This window comes from Pseudomonas sp. Os17, assembly GCF_001547895.1.
GTDB lineage: Bacteria > Pseudomonadota > Gammaproteobacteria > Pseudomonadales > Pseudomonadaceae > Aquipseudomonas.
This window is the reverse complement of sequence record NZ_AP014627.1, coordinates 2,262,179-2,276,593: the sequence shown is the minus strand read 5'-3', so window position 1 is coordinate 2,276,593 and position 14,415 is coordinate 2,262,179. Positions and strand designations below refer to the sequence as shown.

18 protein-coding genes and 1 tRNA gene are annotated in these 14,415 nt (G+C 57.5%); 3 read left to right on the top strand and 16 right to left on the bottom strand.

All coding sequences use genetic code 11. The features are described from left to right. Window positions 1-54: 54 nt before the first annotated feature. From POS17_RS10340 to thrS, 11 genes are all read right to left on the bottom strand, one after another. The gene (locus tag POS17_RS10340) at window positions 55-717 is read right to left on the bottom strand and encodes a DUF2625 domain-containing protein (protein WP_060838441.1); all 663 of its coding nucleotides are present in this window, start codon (window positions 715-717) and stop codon (window positions 55-57) included. A gap of 157 nt (window positions 718-874) precedes the next feature. After that, complete coding sequence (locus POS17_RS10335; protein WP_129406657.1) at window positions 875-1,408, bottom strand: hypothetical protein; 534 nt, start codon at window positions 1,406-1,408, stop codon at window positions 875-877. Between the two features lie 702 nt (window positions 1,409-2,110). Beyond that, window positions 2,111-2,187, bottom strand: a tRNA-Pro gene (locus POS17_RS10330). A gap of 88 nt (window positions 2,188-2,275) precedes the next feature. Continuing rightward, entirely contained in the window at window positions 2,276-2,632 is a 357-nt protein-coding gene (locus tag POS17_RS10325; protein WP_007920509.1) for a MerR family transcriptional regulator, read from the bottom strand. Continuing rightward, window positions 2,613-2,915 carry an integration host factor subunit alpha gene (gene ihfA / locus POS17_RS10320; protein WP_002553164.1) on the bottom strand — a complete coding sequence of 101 codons (303 nt, stop codon included), beginning with the start codon at window positions 2,913-2,915 and terminating at the stop codon, window positions 2,613-2,615. Before ihfA ends, POS17_RS10325 begins: the two co-directional genes overlap by 20 nt. A 3-nt stretch (window positions 2,916-2,918) precedes the next feature. Further along, window positions 2,919-5,297 (bottom strand): phenylalanine--tRNA ligase subunit beta, encoded by a 2,379-nt coding sequence (gene pheT, locus POS17_RS10315; protein ID WP_060838439.1) that lies wholly within the window; start codon window positions 5,295-5,297, stop codon window positions 2,919-2,921. Between the two features lie 35 nt (window positions 5,298-5,332). After that, entirely contained in the window at window positions 5,333-6,349 is a 1,017-nt protein-coding gene (gene pheS, locus POS17_RS10310; RefSeq protein ID WP_011060419.1) for a phenylalanine--tRNA ligase subunit alpha, read from the bottom strand. 110 nt (window positions 6,350-6,459) lie between these two features. After that, window positions 6,460-6,816, bottom strand: coding sequence for a 50S ribosomal protein L20 (gene rplT / locus POS17_RS30805; RefSeq protein WP_016963673.1), 357 nt, complete (start codon window positions 6,814-6,816; stop codon window positions 6,460-6,462). 30 nt (window positions 6,817-6,846) lie between these two features. Beyond that, window positions 6,847-7,041, bottom strand: coding sequence for a 50S ribosomal protein L35 (gene rpmI / locus POS17_RS30800; protein ID WP_002553160.1), 195 nt, complete (start codon window positions 7,039-7,041; stop codon window positions 6,847-6,849). A 60-nt stretch (window positions 7,042-7,101) separates the two neighbouring features. Further along, window positions 7,102-7,653, bottom strand: a complete 552-nt coding sequence (infC, locus tag POS17_RS10300; RefSeq protein ID WP_169893379.1) for a translation initiation factor IF-3 — start codon at window positions 7,651-7,653, stop codon at window positions 7,102-7,104. Continuing rightward, on the bottom strand, window positions 7,653-9,575 hold the full coding sequence (gene thrS, locus POS17_RS10295) for a threonine--tRNA ligase (RefSeq protein WP_060838437.1): 1,923 nt from the start codon (window positions 9,573-9,575) through the stop codon (window positions 7,653-7,655). The genes infC and thrS overlap by 1 nt, the downstream gene beginning before the upstream one ends. Before the next feature lie 386 nt (window positions 9,576-9,961). On the opposite strand from thrS, the gene POS17_RS10290 reads away from it, so the two are divergent. Continuing rightward, window positions 9,962-10,261: a hypothetical protein gene (locus tag POS17_RS10290; RefSeq protein WP_060838436.1), complete on the top strand. Its 300-nt coding sequence runs from the start codon at window positions 9,962-9,964 to the stop codon at window positions 10,259-10,261. A gap of 292 nt (window positions 10,262-10,553) precedes the next feature. Next, the gene (locus POS17_RS10285; RefSeq protein ID WP_003179963.1) at window positions 10,554-10,766 is read left to right on the top strand and encodes a cold-shock protein; all 213 of its coding nucleotides are present in this window, start codon (window positions 10,554-10,556) and stop codon (window positions 10,764-10,766) included. A gap of 66 nt (window positions 10,767-10,832) precedes the next feature. On the opposite strand, the gene POS17_RS10280 is transcribed toward POS17_RS10285, so the two are convergent. Both POS17_RS10280 and POS17_RS10275 read right to left on the bottom strand, forming a co-directional pair. Next, window positions 10,833-11,144, bottom strand: coding sequence for an I78 family peptidase inhibitor (locus POS17_RS10280; protein WP_060838435.1), 312 nt, complete (start codon window positions 11,142-11,144; stop codon window positions 10,833-10,835). Between the two features lie 162 nt (window positions 11,145-11,306). Beyond that, on the bottom strand, window positions 11,307-11,612 hold the full coding sequence (locus tag POS17_RS10275; protein WP_060838434.1) for a hypothetical protein: 306 nt from the start codon (window positions 11,610-11,612) through the stop codon (window positions 11,307-11,309). 164 nt (window positions 11,613-11,776) lie between these two features. Here POS17_RS10275 and POS17_RS10270 point away from each other — a divergent pair, with 164 nt between their 5' ends. Then, entirely contained in the window at window positions 11,777-11,989 is a 213-nt protein-coding gene (locus POS17_RS10270) for a hypothetical protein (protein ID WP_060838433.1), read from the top strand. 31 nt (window positions 11,990-12,020) lie between these two features. On the opposite strand, the gene POS17_RS10265 is transcribed toward POS17_RS10270, so the two are convergent. The 3 genes from POS17_RS10265 to rbsK are packed head-to-tail and all read right to left on the bottom strand — an operon-like array spanning window position 12,021 to window position 14,399. After that, window positions 12,021-13,049 (bottom strand): nucleoside hydrolase, encoded by a 1,029-nt coding sequence (locus POS17_RS10265; RefSeq protein WP_060838432.1) that lies wholly within the window; start codon window positions 13,047-13,049, stop codon window positions 12,021-12,023. A gap of 31 nt (window positions 13,050-13,080) precedes the next feature. After that, complete coding sequence (gene rbsD, locus POS17_RS10260; protein ID WP_060838431.1) at window positions 13,081-13,485, bottom strand: D-ribose pyranase; 405 nt, start codon at window positions 13,483-13,485, stop codon at window positions 13,081-13,083. Further along, on the bottom strand, window positions 13,482-14,399 hold the full coding sequence (gene rbsK, locus POS17_RS10255; RefSeq protein ID WP_060838430.1) for a ribokinase: 918 nt from the start codon (window positions 14,397-14,399) through the stop codon (window positions 13,482-13,484). Before rbsK ends, rbsD begins: the two co-directional genes overlap by 4 nt. Window positions 14,400-14,415 lie beyond the last annotated feature (16 nt).

Genomic DNA, 14,415 nt, shown 5'->3' with positions numbered 1-14,415 from the left:
ACCGGCCCCGCGGCCGGGTGCCCGATGCAACGGCGAGTGGCGGCTAGAGGCGCGTCAGCCGGGCAGCGAAGCGCCACCATCGAGTGTGCGAGCCAGGTCCAGGTGCGTGGCGAAGCATTCGCCGACATCGATCATCGCGCGGTGGCTGTGCTGGACCGAACCCTCCCGAGTCCAGAGAAACGGGTAGAAGGAAAAGCACTGATCGGCACTCAATGCCTGCACCTCAGCCTGCCAGCCATCCCAACGCAGGTCCTGGTAGAAAACGGCCAACTGGTCGCTCAGGGCCCAGGCGAGAAAGTCGCTGTAGCCCACCTCCAACGGCTCCCATTGCAGCGTATCGGGCGCCCAGTAGTACATCGCCCCCACATCAGCGCCCAGGCCGCCACCGTTGATGGCAAAGAACCCTCCTACGGCGTCATCAGCCACCAGCAAGTCCCCCTGTACGCGACCCTCATTCCAATCGGCAAGATTGCGCGACAAGTGCCCATGCCCCGAACCCAGCACCCGCAGCCAGCCGTGATCGATCAACAGCCCGCCGGTTTCGTAGGCCATCGCTCCCAAGGTTGATCGAGTCGTGACTTGCAGCGCAGACAGCACCCTGGCGTTTGCGCTGGATGGGGGCAGTAGCTGATGGTCCAGACGGGTTTCTTCCAGCATCGTCTTGATCAAAGGCAACGCAGAATCGCCGCTGTTTATCAGATCTTCCAAGCTTCTCATCGACCGTTCCCTGGAAAAAGGAACGGATTATATCCACCTGGATGCTAGTGCGGAGCGGGTCATTGCGCTGGGTTGTCGACCCGTCGCCAGCGCCTGGTGCCGATCTGCCCGCTCTCCTCGGCGGGCAGCCGTGCAAAGCATTTTTTGAAACCTTTCATCACTGCCCGGAATTGCCTGAAACTGCTTCAGGCGCTTGTTCAACTGCCTTTGGCGGTTTTGCGCCAACTGCCTCCGGCGCTTTTGGAGACTGCACAGGCACTTGCTCCTGCAAGACCCTGGCGCTCTTGCGCTGCTCCTGGGCTTCAATCCAGTAAGGCAGCGTCACCATCATCACCTTGATGGCCTCAAGCCCAGCCATCCCGCCCGCCAAGTGGACGGGTTGCTTGTCGACATCTTTCATCGCCAGTTTTTGCTGCTGGCGCTCTTGCGCCCTCACCTGCCGCAGATTCTCCCGGTAGTCCTTGTAGTCAAGCGAGTAAGGCAACGTCGCAAGTAGAAGGTTTGCAGAAGGCCAACCCGCAATCACAAGCATCAAGAGGCAGGCGACGAACATAGGCATACGACCACGAAAACGCAGGATCAACATTGAGATCGACATGAAACACAAGGTATAGAGCTGGAACGGAACGAGAAGAATGGCCAGGGATTCGCAAATTTCCCAATGGCACAAGACCCACAACGTCATTAACACCGATCACTCTCCATCATCTGAACACCACGGACATCCAGAGACTGCCGGGCGGGCTGTTGCACCCAGCAGCAAGCATCAGTACGCCTCTCAAAGGGCAGGTACTGGATTCTGAACGTTGTGCATAAACGACCGATCATTCCTTTTGATCTCCTTGCAATGGGCCGCGGATCTTAGCGCATCTGCAAAGCAGGCATCGGGCAGCTTGCAGCGCAAGACGCTCGTGAAGGCTGCACAGAGATGACACTCAACGTCAGAACTCCTTTAGCAGCTTGCCCTGGCGTCTACCACGCGGCGCGCCCGGTCGCACCGCTGCGGTTGCCCACGATCCCAATGCAGCGCAAATCTGCCCACCGAAAGCCAAAACAGGCACAACCACAAGATCCGTGGACCCAGGTTGAACACTCAAAGGGGCCAGGAAGGCTTCTGATGGAATGATGAAGAGACGCGGGGATGACATGGACCCAGGGCGCAATCGTTGCACCTGTAGCCAAAGACCGGAAAGGATGATCAGAAAAGCGCGCGGATGCGCGATGGAGAAGGTAACGAGAAACGGCCGGAGGTCATCAGCCTGAAATCTTCGGCCCGGAGGCAGTTCCAGACCTGAACATCAGAGAAATCATCTGATCGCCTTGCGCGGATTTTGCGCATTCCCAAACGAAAAAAGAGATCAAGCCGCTAGGTGCTTGATCTCTCTTTGAAATATGGTCGGGACGGAGTGATTCGAACACTCGACCCCTAGCACCCCATGCTAGTGCGCTACCGGACTGCGCTACGCCCCGACTAGGCGTGAAACCTGTTTCACTTCTCAGGAAACGTTGAGGAATATACCGCAAGCTTTTGAAAAGTGGAAGTATTTAAAACAGAGAATTACTTCTTAAGCACCACAAGCACATCTTCCAATTCGGAAATCATCTGACGGATCAGTTGCTTGTACTGGGTGGTGTCGTCTTTGGCCTCATCACCGGAAAGGCGCAAGCGTGCACCACCGATGGTGAATCCCTGATCGTAGAGCAGCGCGCGGATCTGCCGGATCATCAGCACATCCTGACGCTGATAATACCGGCGATTTCCGCGGCGCTTGACAGGGTTGAGTTGAGGAAACTCCTGCTCCCAATAACGCAGCACATGCGGTTTGACCGCACAGAGCTCGCTGACTTCACCGATGGTGAAGTAGCGTTTACCCGGGATCACCGGGAGCTCGTCGTTATGACTTGGTTCCAGCATATGCCTCAACTCGGGCCTTCAACTTCTGCCCTGGACGAAAGGTGACCACACGGCGAGCCGTGATCGGGATTTCTTCACCCGTTTTCGGGTTGCGGCCAGGACGCTGGCGTTTATCCCGAAGGTCGAAGTTACCGAAACCGGACAATTTGACCTGTTCGTTATCTTCGAGAGCATGCCTGATTTCTTCAAAGAACAGCTCGACCAATTCCTTGGCCTCGCGTTTATTCAGGCCTAGCTCTTCGTAGAGACGTTCGGCCATTTCAGCTTTCGTCAGAGCCCCCATACGTCACTTCCTTAACGTGGCGTTCAACCTTTGTTCGAGCGAGGTGAGGATATTTTGCGTCGTGGAGTTCACCTCATCGTCATTAAGAGTGCGCGATGGATGCTGCCAGGTCAAGCCGACGGCAAGGCTTTTTCTATGCGGATCAATGCCTTTACCCTGGTACACGTCAAATAGCCTGAGGTCTGTCAGCCATTCACCTGCATTTTCACGGATTACGTCCAGAACGGCGCTCGCCGCAACATCACGATCTGCCAGCAACGCCAGATCTCGACGCACTTCTGGGAAGCGGGACAACTCGTGGAACTTCGGCAAACGCCCCTGAGCCACTTCACTCAGAACCAGCTCAAACACATAAACCGGACGGTCAAGGCCGAGGGTCTTTGCCAACTCTGGGTGAATCGCCCCCAAATAGCCGATCTCGCGACCATCGCGCTCGATACGCGCAGTCTGGCCAGGATGCAGCGCTGGATGCTTGCCCGGAACGAAAGTGAATGTATCCAGAGCCCCTGCAATCCCCAACACGGCCTCAACGTCCGCCTTGACGTCAAAGAAGTCCACGACATCGCGGCCTTGTGCCCAGCCTTCAGGCAAGCGACTGCCACAAACGACGCCCGCAAGCATTGGCTGCTGCTTCAACCCCTCCAACTGGCCAACGAAACGCAAGCCGCTTTCAAACAAGCGGACACGATCCTGTTGACGGTTCAAGTTGTGCTGAAGTGCCTTGACGAGCCCAGGCCACAAGGAAGAACGCATGGCCGCCATGTCGGCCGAAATCGGGTTCGCCAGCAGTAGCGGTTCGACACCCGGATTGAACAGTTCAAAGAGTTTTGGATCGATGAAGCTGTAAGTGATCGCTTCCTGGTAGCCACGAGCAACCAACAAACGCCGCAATGCGGGCAGATCACCTTGCGCTTCCGCCTTGGCCTGAGGAGCCAGGCGAGCCTGCGGATAGCGAACCGGCAGACGGTTGTAACCATAGAGACGCGCCAACTCTTCGATCAAGTCGACTTCAAGACTGATATCGAAACGATGGCTCGGCACTTCAACACGCCATTGCCCTGCTCCATCGGCAGTCACTGCCAGGCCAAGCCCGGTGAGCAGACGCTCAACCTCAGAACCATCCATCGCCATGCCCAACATCTGGGTAATGCGTTCAGCGCGCAAGGTCACAGGCGCTACAGACGGCAAGTGCTGCTCACTGACTGTTTCAATGATCGGGCCGGCGTCACCGCCAGTGATCTCCAGCAGCAGACCGGTCGCACGCTCCATAGCTTCGCGAGCCAGCTGCCAATCCACACCGCGCTCATAGCGATGGGATGCATCTGTGTGCAGACCATAGGAACGAGCCTTCCCGGCAACTGCGATCTGGTCGAAGAACGCGCTTTCCAGGAATACATCACGTGTGTTGGCGGTGACGCCACTGTGCTCACCCCCCATCACACCGGCGATTGCCAGGGCGCGGGTATGGTCAGCGATCACCAGGGTATCGCTACGCAGTGTCACTTCCTGGCCATCGAGAAGTACCAGCTTCTCGCCCTCTTCTGCCATGCGCACGCGAATGCCACCGTTGATCTCAGCGAGATCAAAAGCATGCAACGGCTGCCCCAGCTCAAGCATCACATAGTTGGTGATGTCCACCGCAGCATCGATGCTGCGTACATCGGCGCGACGCAGGCGCTCAACCATCCACAGTGGGGTCGGCTTGGAAAGATCGACGTTACGGATGACCCGGCCCAAGTAGCGTGGACAGGCGGCCGGAGCCAGGACTTCCACAGGGCGAACTTCCTCATGGGCGGCAGCAACTGCTTTCACTTCAGGGCGCTGGACTTTCGCCGCGTACAGCGCGCCGACCTCGCGGGCCAAGCCGGCCAGGGACAGGCAGTCACCGCGGTTTGGCGTCAGATCAACCTCGATACTGGCATCGTCAAGATTCAGGTAGGCACGAATGTCTTCCCCCACCGGTGCATCAGCCGGCAACTCCATCAGACCGTCATTGCCTTCGCCGATCTGCAGTTCTGCCTGCGAACACAACATGCCGTTGGACTCAACGCCACGCAGCTTGGCTTTCTTGATCTTGAAGTCGCCCGGCAGCTCGGCGCCAATCATCGCAAATGGGATCTTCAGCCCTGGACGCACGTTGGGTGCGCCGCAGACCACCTGGAAGGTTTCCGCGCCATTGCTGACCTGGCACACACGCAGCTTGTCGGCATCCGGGTGCTGCTCGGTGCTCAACACCTCACCCACCACTACCCCACTGAAATCTCCGGCGGCTGGCGTTACGCTATCAACCTCAAGACCGGCCATCGACAGACGAGCAACCAACTCGTCGCGACTTACTTGCGGGCTAACCCAGCCACGCAACCATTGTTCACTGAATTTCATCCTGCTCTCCTAATAGATTCGTTACGGACGCGCGACTAGCGAAATTGCGCAAGGAACCGCAAGTCGTTGTCGAAGAACAGGCGCAAGTCATTGACACCGTAACGCAGCATGGCCAGACGCTCGGCGCCCATGCCGAAGGCAAAGCCCTGGAACTCTTCCGGGTCGATCCCGGACATACGCAGCACGTTCGGGTGAACCATGCCGCAACCCATCACCTCCAGCCAGCCAGTCTGCTTGCAGACACGGCAGCCTTTACCGCTGCACATCACGCATTCCATATCAACTTCAGCGGAAGGCTCGGTGAACGGGAAGTAGGAAGGACGGAAACGTACGGCCAGTTCTTTTTCAAAGAACACCCGCAAGAACTCTTCAATGGTGCCTTTCAGGTCGGCGAAGTTGATATCGCGGTCGACCAGCAGGCCTTCGACCTGGTGGAACATTGGTGAGTGGGTGATATCGGAGTCGCTACGATACACACGGCCCGGGCAGACGATGCGAATCGGCGGCTGCTGCGATTCCATGGTGCGGACCTGTACCGGCGAGGTGTGGGTGCGCAACAACATGTTCGCATTGAAATAGAAGGTGTCATGCATCGACCGGGCCGGGTGATGGCCTGGGATGTTGAGCGCCTCAAAGTTGTGATAGTCGTCTTCGACCTCAGGGCCTTCGGCAATGCCATAGCCGATATGGGTGAAGAACTGTTCGATACGTTCCAGGGTCCGTGTAATCGGGTGCAGACCACCGGAGGTCTGGCCACGGCCCGGCAGGGTTACGTCAATGCATTCGGCGGCGAGCTTGGCGCTGAGTTCCGCCTCCTCGAAAGCGGCTTTGCGCGCATTGAGAACCTCTGTCACACGCTCCTTGGCCACGTTGATCAGCGCACCGACTTGCGGGCGCTCTTCGGCAGGGAGATTGCCCAGGGTCTTCATCACCTGAGTCAGCTCGCCCTTCTTGCCAAGGAAGTGAACCCGGATCTGCTCCAGGGCATTGATGTCTTCAGCGTGTTGCACGGCCTCAAGTGCTTGAGAAACCAGCGCATCCAGGTTTTCCATGTACAGACTCCAGATACAAAATAGGGGAAGAGCTTGAAGGCTCTTCCCCTATTTATGACGTTTAACACCAGAGCCCACGATAGGTGAGCCCGGATGACTGTCGGGGGTACTTAAGCCAAGGTGGCTTTAGCTTTCTCGACAATCGCAGCAAACGCCGCTTTTTCGTTCACTGCCAGATCAGCCAGAACCTTACGGTCGATCTCGATGGACGCCTTTTTCAGGCCAGCGATCAAACGGCTGTAAGACAGACCGTTGGTACGAGCACCAGCGTTGATACGAGCGATCCACAGAGCGCGGAACTGACGTTTTTTCTGACGACGGTCACGGTAGGCGTATTGGCCTGCCTTGATTACCGCTTGCTTGGCAACACGGAATACGCGCGAGCGAGCGCCGTAGTAGCCTTTAGCAAGTTTCAGAATTTTTTTGTGACGTTTACGGGCAATGACGCCACGCTTTACACGAGCCATGAGTTACTTCCTCTATTCTTGATCCAAAAATTAACGAAGGCGCAGCATGCGCTCGACTTTTGCCACGTCAGACGGATGCAGCAAGCTGCTACCGCGCAGTTGACGCTTACGCTTGGTCGACATTTTGGTCAGGATGTGGCTCTTGAAAGCGTGCTTGTGCTTGATACCGTTAGCAGTTTTCAGAAACCGCTTAGCAGCACCACTTTTGGTTTTCATCTTTGGCATGTTCGGATACTCCGCATTCAGTTGATAAACATAATCAGAAGGCCTGCCGTGCCCTGTTGATTACTTCTTCTTTTTCGGGGCGATGACCATGATCAGCTGGCGTCCTTCCATCTTAGGATGCTGTTCGACCGAACCGTACTCTTGCAGGTCAGCTTCAACCCGCTTGAGGAGTTCCATCCCCAGCTCCTGGTGGGCCATCTCACGGCCGCGGAATCGCAAGGATACCTTGGCCCTGTCCCCGTCACTCAGGAAACGTACCAGGTTGCGCAGTTTTACCTGGTAATCCCCTTCCTCCGTCCCTGGACGAAACTTGATTTCTTTAACCTGAATCTGCTTCTGGTTCTTCTTCGCAGCGGCAATCTGCTTCTTCTTCTCGAAGATCGACTTGCCGTAATCCATCACCCGGCAAACAGGTGGGACTGCGTCGGCGGAAATTTCCACCAGATCCAGCTTGGCTTCTTCAGCTATACGAAGCGCTTCATCAATCGAGACGATGCCAATCTGCTCGCCGTCAGCGCCAATTAACCGAACCTCGCGTGCCGAGATATTCTCGTTGATCGGGGCTTTCGGTGCAGCTCGTTTATCTTGTCTCATATCACGCTTAATAATAATTACTCCGAATCTTGGCGACCACGCCGGGAAACCGCTTGTGCGAGGAACGCCGAGAATTGGTCCACAGGCATCGAGCCCAGGTCTTCACCTTCACGGGTACGCACAGCGACAGTCTGCATCTCGACCTCCCGATCTCCAATAACCAAGAGATAGGGAACCTTGAGCAAAGTATGCTCGCGGATTTTAAAGCCGATCTTTTCATTTCTCAAGTCGGACTTGGCACGAAATCCGCTTTGATTGAGTGTTTTTTCCACTTCGAGGGCAAAATCTGCCTGTTTATCAGTGATATTCATCACCACGGCCTGAGTCGGAGCCAGCCACGCAGGGAACGCACCCTCGTAATGCTCGATCAGAATCCCGACAAAACGCTCGAAGGAACCGAGGATAGCCCGGTGCAACATCACCGGATGCTTGCGGCTATTGTCTTCGGAAACGTATTCAGCGCCCAAACGAATAGGCAGGTTGAAGTCAAGCTGCAAGGTACCGCACTGCCAGACGCGCCCCAAGCAGTCCTTCAACGAAAATTCGATCTTCGGACCGTAGAACGCACCCTCACCCGGCTGCAGATCGTACGGCAAGCCTGCGCTATCCAAAGCGGCAGCCAAGGCATTTTCCGCGCGATCCCACAAGTCATCGGAACCCACGCGTTTTTCAGGACGAGTGGAAAGCTTCATTTCGATGTCTTTAAAGCCGAAGTCGGCATAGACATCCATGGTCAGCTTGATGAAAGCAGCAGACTCGGCCTGCATCTGATCTTCGGTACAGAAGATGTGCGCATCGTCCTGAGTGAAGCCCCGCACGCGCATGATGCCGTGCAACGCACCTGACGGCTCGTTACGGTGGCAGGCTCCGAATTCGGCCAGGCGCATCGGCAGCTCGCGGTAGCTCTTCAACCCCTGATTGAACACCTGCACATGGCAGGGGCAGTTCATTGGCTTGATCGCGTAGTCGCGGCTTTCCGACTCGGTGGTGAACATGTTCTCGGAATAGTTGGCCCAGTGTCCGGACTTTTCCCAAAGGCTACGATCGACCACTTGGGGCGTCTTGATTTCCAGGTAGCCGTTTTCACGCTGCACCTTGCGCATGTACTGCTCAAGCACCTGGTACAGAGTCCAGCCATTGGGATGCCAGAACACCATGCCCGGCGCTTCTTCCTGGGTATGGAACAGGCCCAGGCGCTTACCGATCTTGCGATGGTCGCGCTTCTCGGCCTCCTCGATACGCTGGATGTAGGCGGCGAGCTGCTTCTTGTCCGCCCAGGCAGTACCGTAGACCCGCTGCAACTGCTCGTTCTTGGCGTCACCACGCCAGTAGGCGCCCGAAAGCTTGGTCAGCTTGAAGGATTTCAGGAAGCGCGTGTTCGGCACATGCGGGCCGCGGCACATGTCGACATATTCTTCGTGATAGTACAGGCCCATTGCCTGCTCATTCGGCATGTCCTCCACCAGGCGCAACTTGTAGTCTTCGCCGCGGGATTTGAACACTTCGATGACTTCGGCTCGCGGCGTAACCTTCTTGATCACGTCGTAGTCTTTCTCGATCAACTGCTGCATGCGCTGCTCGATGGCAGCCATGTCCTCAGGAGTGAAAGGCCGTTCGTAAGCGATGTCGTAATAGAAGCCTTCATCGATGACCGGACCGATGACCATCTTGGCAGTCGGGTACAACTGCTTGACCGCATGCCCCACCAAGTGAGCGCAAGAGTGGCGAATGATCTCCAGCCCCTCTTCGTCCTTTGGCGTGATGATTTGCAGGGTTGCATCGCTGTCGATCACATCACAGGCGTCGACGAGCTTGCCGTTGACCTTGCCGGCCAAGGTGGCCTTGGCCAAACCGGCACCGATGGATGCGGCGACCTCAGCTACGGAAACCGGGTGATCGAATGAACGTTGACTGCCGTCGGGAAGAGTAATAGTGGGCATGGCGCCTCCTCTCCTAGTGGTGACCCCTACCAAAGGTCACGTGGGTTGGGATGAGCCAGTACGCGATTCAGTCCAGCCGTTCTGTAACAAACGCCTGCCTCACAGTGGCAAGAGCCTTGCGGCCAACCGGGAAACCGAACCAGAGTGACTGGGGTTCACATCAAAAATTAATGAGGCATAGACTGCGAGGGAAGTGAGATACCCAAAGCTTGAAAACACCCAAGCCGAGCATGCTAGCACAGATAAATCCCAGCATCGCGCGGCATGTTTCACGCTAGCCCCTTTCCAGCCTTTTGTTGGCAGGAAAGTGAACTTGCGATGTACGCCGAGCCTCAAATACATCGAGAATCGTCGTCCTAGCCATCGACCTCAGGAGAACCCGCCCCATGCGCCTCAACCAACTGCTCGCCCTCGCCGCCCCGCTTGCCCTGCTTCTGCCGTTGAGCGCCCAGGCTGCCTGGCCTGCCGGAGCTCGCGCCGATTACATGAAGGACTGCACCGCCGCAGCCAGCCAAAACATCGATGCCAAAAGCGCCGAGAAGCACTGCGCCTGCGGTGCAGACAAGCTGAATGAAAAATTCACCACCGAAGAAATCAAGGAGCTGATGAGCAAAACCAAGCAACCCAGCGCAGAACTCAGAACCCGAGCGCTGGACGCCATCGCCGCTTGCCGAGTGGTCAAATAACTCGCACGCGCCGGAAATAGGCCGTGTCCCGACTATTCAACGAGCTTGAAACGCGGCTTTTTTCACAATTTACACAGCTTTTACGGGTTTTTTTATCACCATTTGTTTTCCGCAAAAGCCGCTTAAACCGCGGCCTGCAGCCAACTTGGAGAGCAAAATACAGCGGCACACCAGGCAAAGAACTCCTACAGGGGGCTCCCAAGTCGAACATTTCGACTATGATAGCTCGGTGTGCCCAGTTGGCCTGAGCAGCACAGTACTACTGAAAATATATGTTTCTTGGAGATACACCATGTCTAATCGCCAAACCGGCACCGTAAAATGGTTCAACGATGAAAAAGGCTTCGGCTTCATCACTCCTCAAGGTGGCGGTGACGACCTGTTCGTACACTTCAAAGCTATTGAAAGCGACGGTTTCAAAAGCCTGAAAGAAGGCCAAACCGTTTCCTTCGTGGCTGAGAAAGGCCAAAAGGGTATGCAAGCTGCACAAGTTCGTCCTGAGTAATTTCTCAGCGAGCTAAAAAAACCCCGTACATGTGACGGGGTTTTTTGTGGGCGGGTAAAAAGCTACTCAGCCACAATTGACCCGATTCACCACCAGGCTAGCGTCCGTGTTGAGGTTCAAGCGGTCGGAGCGGTATTCCAGCGTGATCATGTCGTTAGGCTTGAGGAAGCGCGCATATTGCGCCCCAGAACGACTGCGAGCCTGCTCCAGCAGCTCTGGAGAAGCCTTCTTACCGATGGCGAATTCGGCAGCCGATGCTTCACAACGCGTGTGCCCGGACTCAGAGGCCACAGGTTCCTTTGTCGACCCGGCGGTGCTGCATCCACTGAGGACAACGGCGGCCAACAAGGTTCCGAATGAAGCGAGCTTCCAAGGCATGAAGCCTCCTTTTCAAAATTAAGCAGAGTTCGTGCGACAGTCGATTTCACGTTTGGTTTCAAAAACCAATGGCCTTTTGCCCTGCCCCACGGCTGGCGGACAAGTCTGCCTCAGCCATCGCCCCACTTTCACAGGACAATCGTCACTGAATATGAACGGCACTCAATAGATGTCGATATAGTCAAACGCCGGCTTCGGCCAGTTCTGCTTGAGCGCATTGAAGATCTGCATCACCCAGACCTCATCGCTGGCCGCCACGTTGCCGACGTAACCGGATCCCGCCGCCCAGGTTTCCAGGCGAAACAATAGGCCCTCGATCTCGGCACCACCCACTACCCCCGAAGAGATGTAAGCAATTCCGCCCTTGGTGACACGCAACTGGGTATGCACGCTGTCACTGGCCGAAGCCAGAAGCTGACGCACCGCCTCCAGGGTCAGGGCATCAGGCTGGTTCAAATCGATTTGCACGGTGGCTTCCTTGAGCGCAGGAAAAGCGCCAGTGTCGCACAGCACCTGCCTGATGCCTAAGTCGCAGTGCCAAACACCCGGCAACATGCTTAACTCTGCGCCGTAGCAAACACCAGCCCAGGTCCGGACCTGAGGCCCGCCTTATCCGAATTCGTGAGACCTTCATGGCAACCGTGAGTATTGACGCCGACATCAAAGCCAAATGGCCCCAGGGCCAGTGCTCCTATAGCCCGGGAAGCCCGGAAGAGTTGGCAATCATTGGCATAGATCTGCTGGTCAAGGAGCTGGGAACCCAGTCCGCGCGTGCATTCATCGCGCAGGTATTCGAGAAGTACCCTGCCGACCACCTGGGCGCCCAGGCCCCGGAACGGGAATAGAGCCCCGCAGGTCACGCCTGCGGGGCGCGACTTACTTGAGACGGGCCAGACGCTCGGTGAGCAGATCGAAGAAGCCCTGAGCATCGCCATTCTCAACCCAGAACACGTTCTTTTCCTGCTTCAGGCCGTCGTACCAGTCGACGATGGTCTGGCCGAAGGTCGGCCCTTCGCGACTGTCGATGACCATGTTGGCCTGGCGCCCGGTGAACAACTCGGGTTTCAGGAGGTAGGCGATCACGGTAGCGTCATGCACCGGGCCACCTGGAATCCCGTAGTGCTCCATATCCCCCTTGACGTACTCGTTGAGGATATCCCCCACCACTTTGCTGGCATTGTTGTTCAGGGCCGCGATTTTCTGCAGCCGCGCGTCACTGGTCAGCACCTTGTGAGTCACATCCAGGGGCAGGTAGGTCAACTTGACGCCACTCTTGAGCACCACTTCAGCGGCCTGCGGGTCGGCGAACAGGTTGAACTCGGCCACCGGCGTGATGTTGCCGCCGTTGAAATGCGCACCGCCCATGACCACCACTTCCTTGATGCCCTGGGTGATGTCCGGAGCCTGGATCAGCGCCAGCGCCAGGTTGGTCTGCGGACCGAGCATGGCGATGGTGATGCTGTGAGGCTTGGCCGCGCGCAGGGTGTCGATCAGGTAGTTGACCGCATTGCCCTTGGCCAGCGGCGCCTTGGGCTCATGCACGGTCACCCCGGAGATGCCCTCCTTGCCGTGGATATTCTCGGCGTAGATCGGCGTGCGCAGCAGCGGCTTGGGCGCTCCTGCATAGACCGGCACTTCATCACGCCCCGCCCACTCACGAGCCAGTCGGGCATTGCGCGAGGTCTTGTCCAGGCGCACGTTGCCCGCCACCGTGGTCAAGGCACGGATGTGCAGCTCTTCGGGCGAAGCCAGGGCGAACAGCAGGGCCACCACATCGTCGGCCCCCGGATCGGTATCGATGATCAGATCGATTTTTTCCGCCGCCTGAGCGCCGGTAGCAGTGAGCAGAGACAAAAGCAGCAGACTCCGGAACCAGTGATTGAATAGCTGAGCATAGCGGTGCATGGCGCACTCCTTGTGCTGGGTATGAAAAGGCCTAGAAGGTCACCCCGGCAACCAGGGCGATGTTGCAATAGGGCTGGCACTCTCCCGTGCGGACCACCGCCCGGGCCTGTCGACAGAGCACCTTGAAATCCTCATGACTGAGCAGTTTGCGCGCCCCCAGCTGGCCACCGAGGTTCAGCTCATCGAGCCCCGACAGAGGCTGCGGCCGCTTGAGCAGAATCTCCTCGGCCAGCACATGACTCTCCACCTGCATCTCACTGAGCAGCACCTTCAGCGTGCCGAGAAAATCGGGAACGCCATGGGTCAGGGCCAGGTCGATCAACTCGACGCCCGGAGGAACGGGTAAACCGGCATCACCGATCACCACGATGTCGCCGTGCCCCAGGGAGGCGATCAAGCGTGACAGGGCAATGTTGAGCAAAGGGGTCTTTTTCATGAGGGAACAAACGCCTGAACGTCGGACAGCGTGGGAATGGAAGGTTGTGCGCCAGCCCGGGTCACCGACAACGCCGCGGCGGCCTGACCAAAGCGGATCGCTTCGACCTCGCTCTTGCCGGCAGCCAGGGCCGCGGCAAAACCACCGACAAAGGTATCCCCCGCGGCCGTGGTGTCGACGGCCTTGACCTTGGGTGCCGGGAAATACTCACAGCTGCGGCCATCGGCAAACAGCGCGCCCTGCGCGCCCAAGGTAATGATGACCTTGCCGGCGCCGGCGGCGATCAAGCGCCCGGCCGCCGCCTCGGCGCTCTCCAGAGAGTCCACGGTCACCCCGCTGAGTGCCGAGGCTTCGCTTTCATTGGGAATCAGGTAATCGATCGAGCCATACCACTGGCCCGGAAGCGGCGCGCTGGCCGGCGCCGGATTGAGAATCACTGTCTTGCCCAGCTCGCGCCCGCGCTTGAGCGTGTAGCCCACCGTCGCCATGGGTACTTCCAACTGACAGATGATCACCTCGGCCTCCTGCAGCACCCGATCGAATCCTGCGACCTTCTCGGGACTGAGCAGACCATTGCCGCCAGCGACAATGACAATGGCGTTCTGACTGCTGTCATCGACCACGATCAGGGCCACGCCGCTGGAGCCCTCGACCACGCTGACGGCCTGGCAATCGATCTGCTCGGCGAGCAAGGCGCCACGCAGTTGCTCGCCATAGGCGTCATCGCCGACACAGCCGACCATCGAGACCTGCGCCCCGAGCCGGGCCGCGGCCACCGCCTGATTGGCCCCCTTGCCACCGGACACCGTGGCGAAGGACTTGCCAATCAGCGTCTCGCCCCCACGGGGCAGGCGCTCGGCCCGGGTAACCAGGTCCATATTGAGGCTTCCCACTACCACTACTTTTGCTGGCATACATCGATACTCAATC

What these genes read in the sequence shown, in the direction of transcription:
- POS17_RS10265 (WP_060838432.1), bottom strand. Translation starts at nt 13,049, where the DNA reads ATGCACCGCTATGCTCAGCTATTCAATCACTGGTTCCGGAGTCTGCTG.
- thrS (WP_060838437.1), bottom strand. Translation starts at nt 9,575, where the DNA reads ATGCCCACTATTACTCTTCCCGACGGCAGTCAACGTTCATTCGATCAC.
- rbsK (WP_060838430.1), bottom strand. Translation starts at nt 14,399, where the DNA reads ATGCCAGCAAAAGTAGTGGTAGTGGGAAGCCTCAATATGGACCTGGTT.
- POS17_RS10340 (WP_060838441.1), bottom strand. Translation starts at nt 717, where the DNA reads ATGAGAAGCTTGGAAGATCTGATAAACAGCGGCGATTCTGCGTTGCCT.
- rbsD (WP_060838431.1), bottom strand. Translation starts at nt 13,485, where the DNA reads ATGAAAAAGACCCCTTTGCTCAACATTGCCCTGTCACGCTTGATCGCC.
- POS17_RS10285 (WP_003179963.1), top strand. Translation starts at nt 10,554, where the DNA reads ATGTCTAATCGCCAAACCGGCACCGTAAAATGGTTCAACGATGAAAAA.
- POS17_RS10280 (WP_060838435.1), bottom strand. Translation starts at nt 11,144, where the DNA reads ATGCCTTGGAAGCTCGCTTCATTCGGAACCTTGTTGGCCGCCGTTGTC.
- POS17_RS10290 (WP_060838436.1), top strand. Translation starts at nt 9,962, where the DNA reads ATGCGCCTCAACCAACTGCTCGCCCTCGCCGCCCCGCTTGCCCTGCTT.
- ihfA (WP_002553164.1), bottom strand. Translation starts at nt 2,915, where the DNA reads ATGGGGGCTCTGACGAAAGCTGAAATGGCCGAACGTCTCTACGAAGAG.
- POS17_RS10270 (WP_060838433.1), top strand. Translation starts at nt 11,777, where the DNA reads ATGGCAACCGTGAGTATTGACGCCGACATCAAAGCCAAATGGCCCCAG.
- rplT (WP_016963673.1), bottom strand. Translation starts at nt 6,816, where the DNA reads ATGGCTCGTGTAAAGCGTGGCGTCATTGCCCGTAAACGTCACAAAAAA.
- pheT (WP_060838439.1), bottom strand. Translation starts at nt 5,297, where the DNA reads ATGAAATTCAGTGAACAATGGTTGCGTGGCTGGGTTAGCCCGCAAGTA.
- pheS (WP_011060419.1), bottom strand. Translation starts at nt 6,349, where the DNA reads ATGGAAAACCTGGATGCGCTGGTTTCTCAAGCACTTGAGGCCGTGCAA.
- POS17_RS10325 (WP_007920509.1), bottom strand. Translation starts at nt 2,632, where the DNA reads ATGCTGGAACCAAGTCATAACGACGAGCTCCCGGTGATCCCGGGTAAA.
- rpmI (WP_002553160.1), bottom strand. Translation starts at nt 7,041, where the DNA reads ATGCCAAAGATGAAAACCAAAAGTGGTGCTGCTAAGCGGTTTCTGAAA.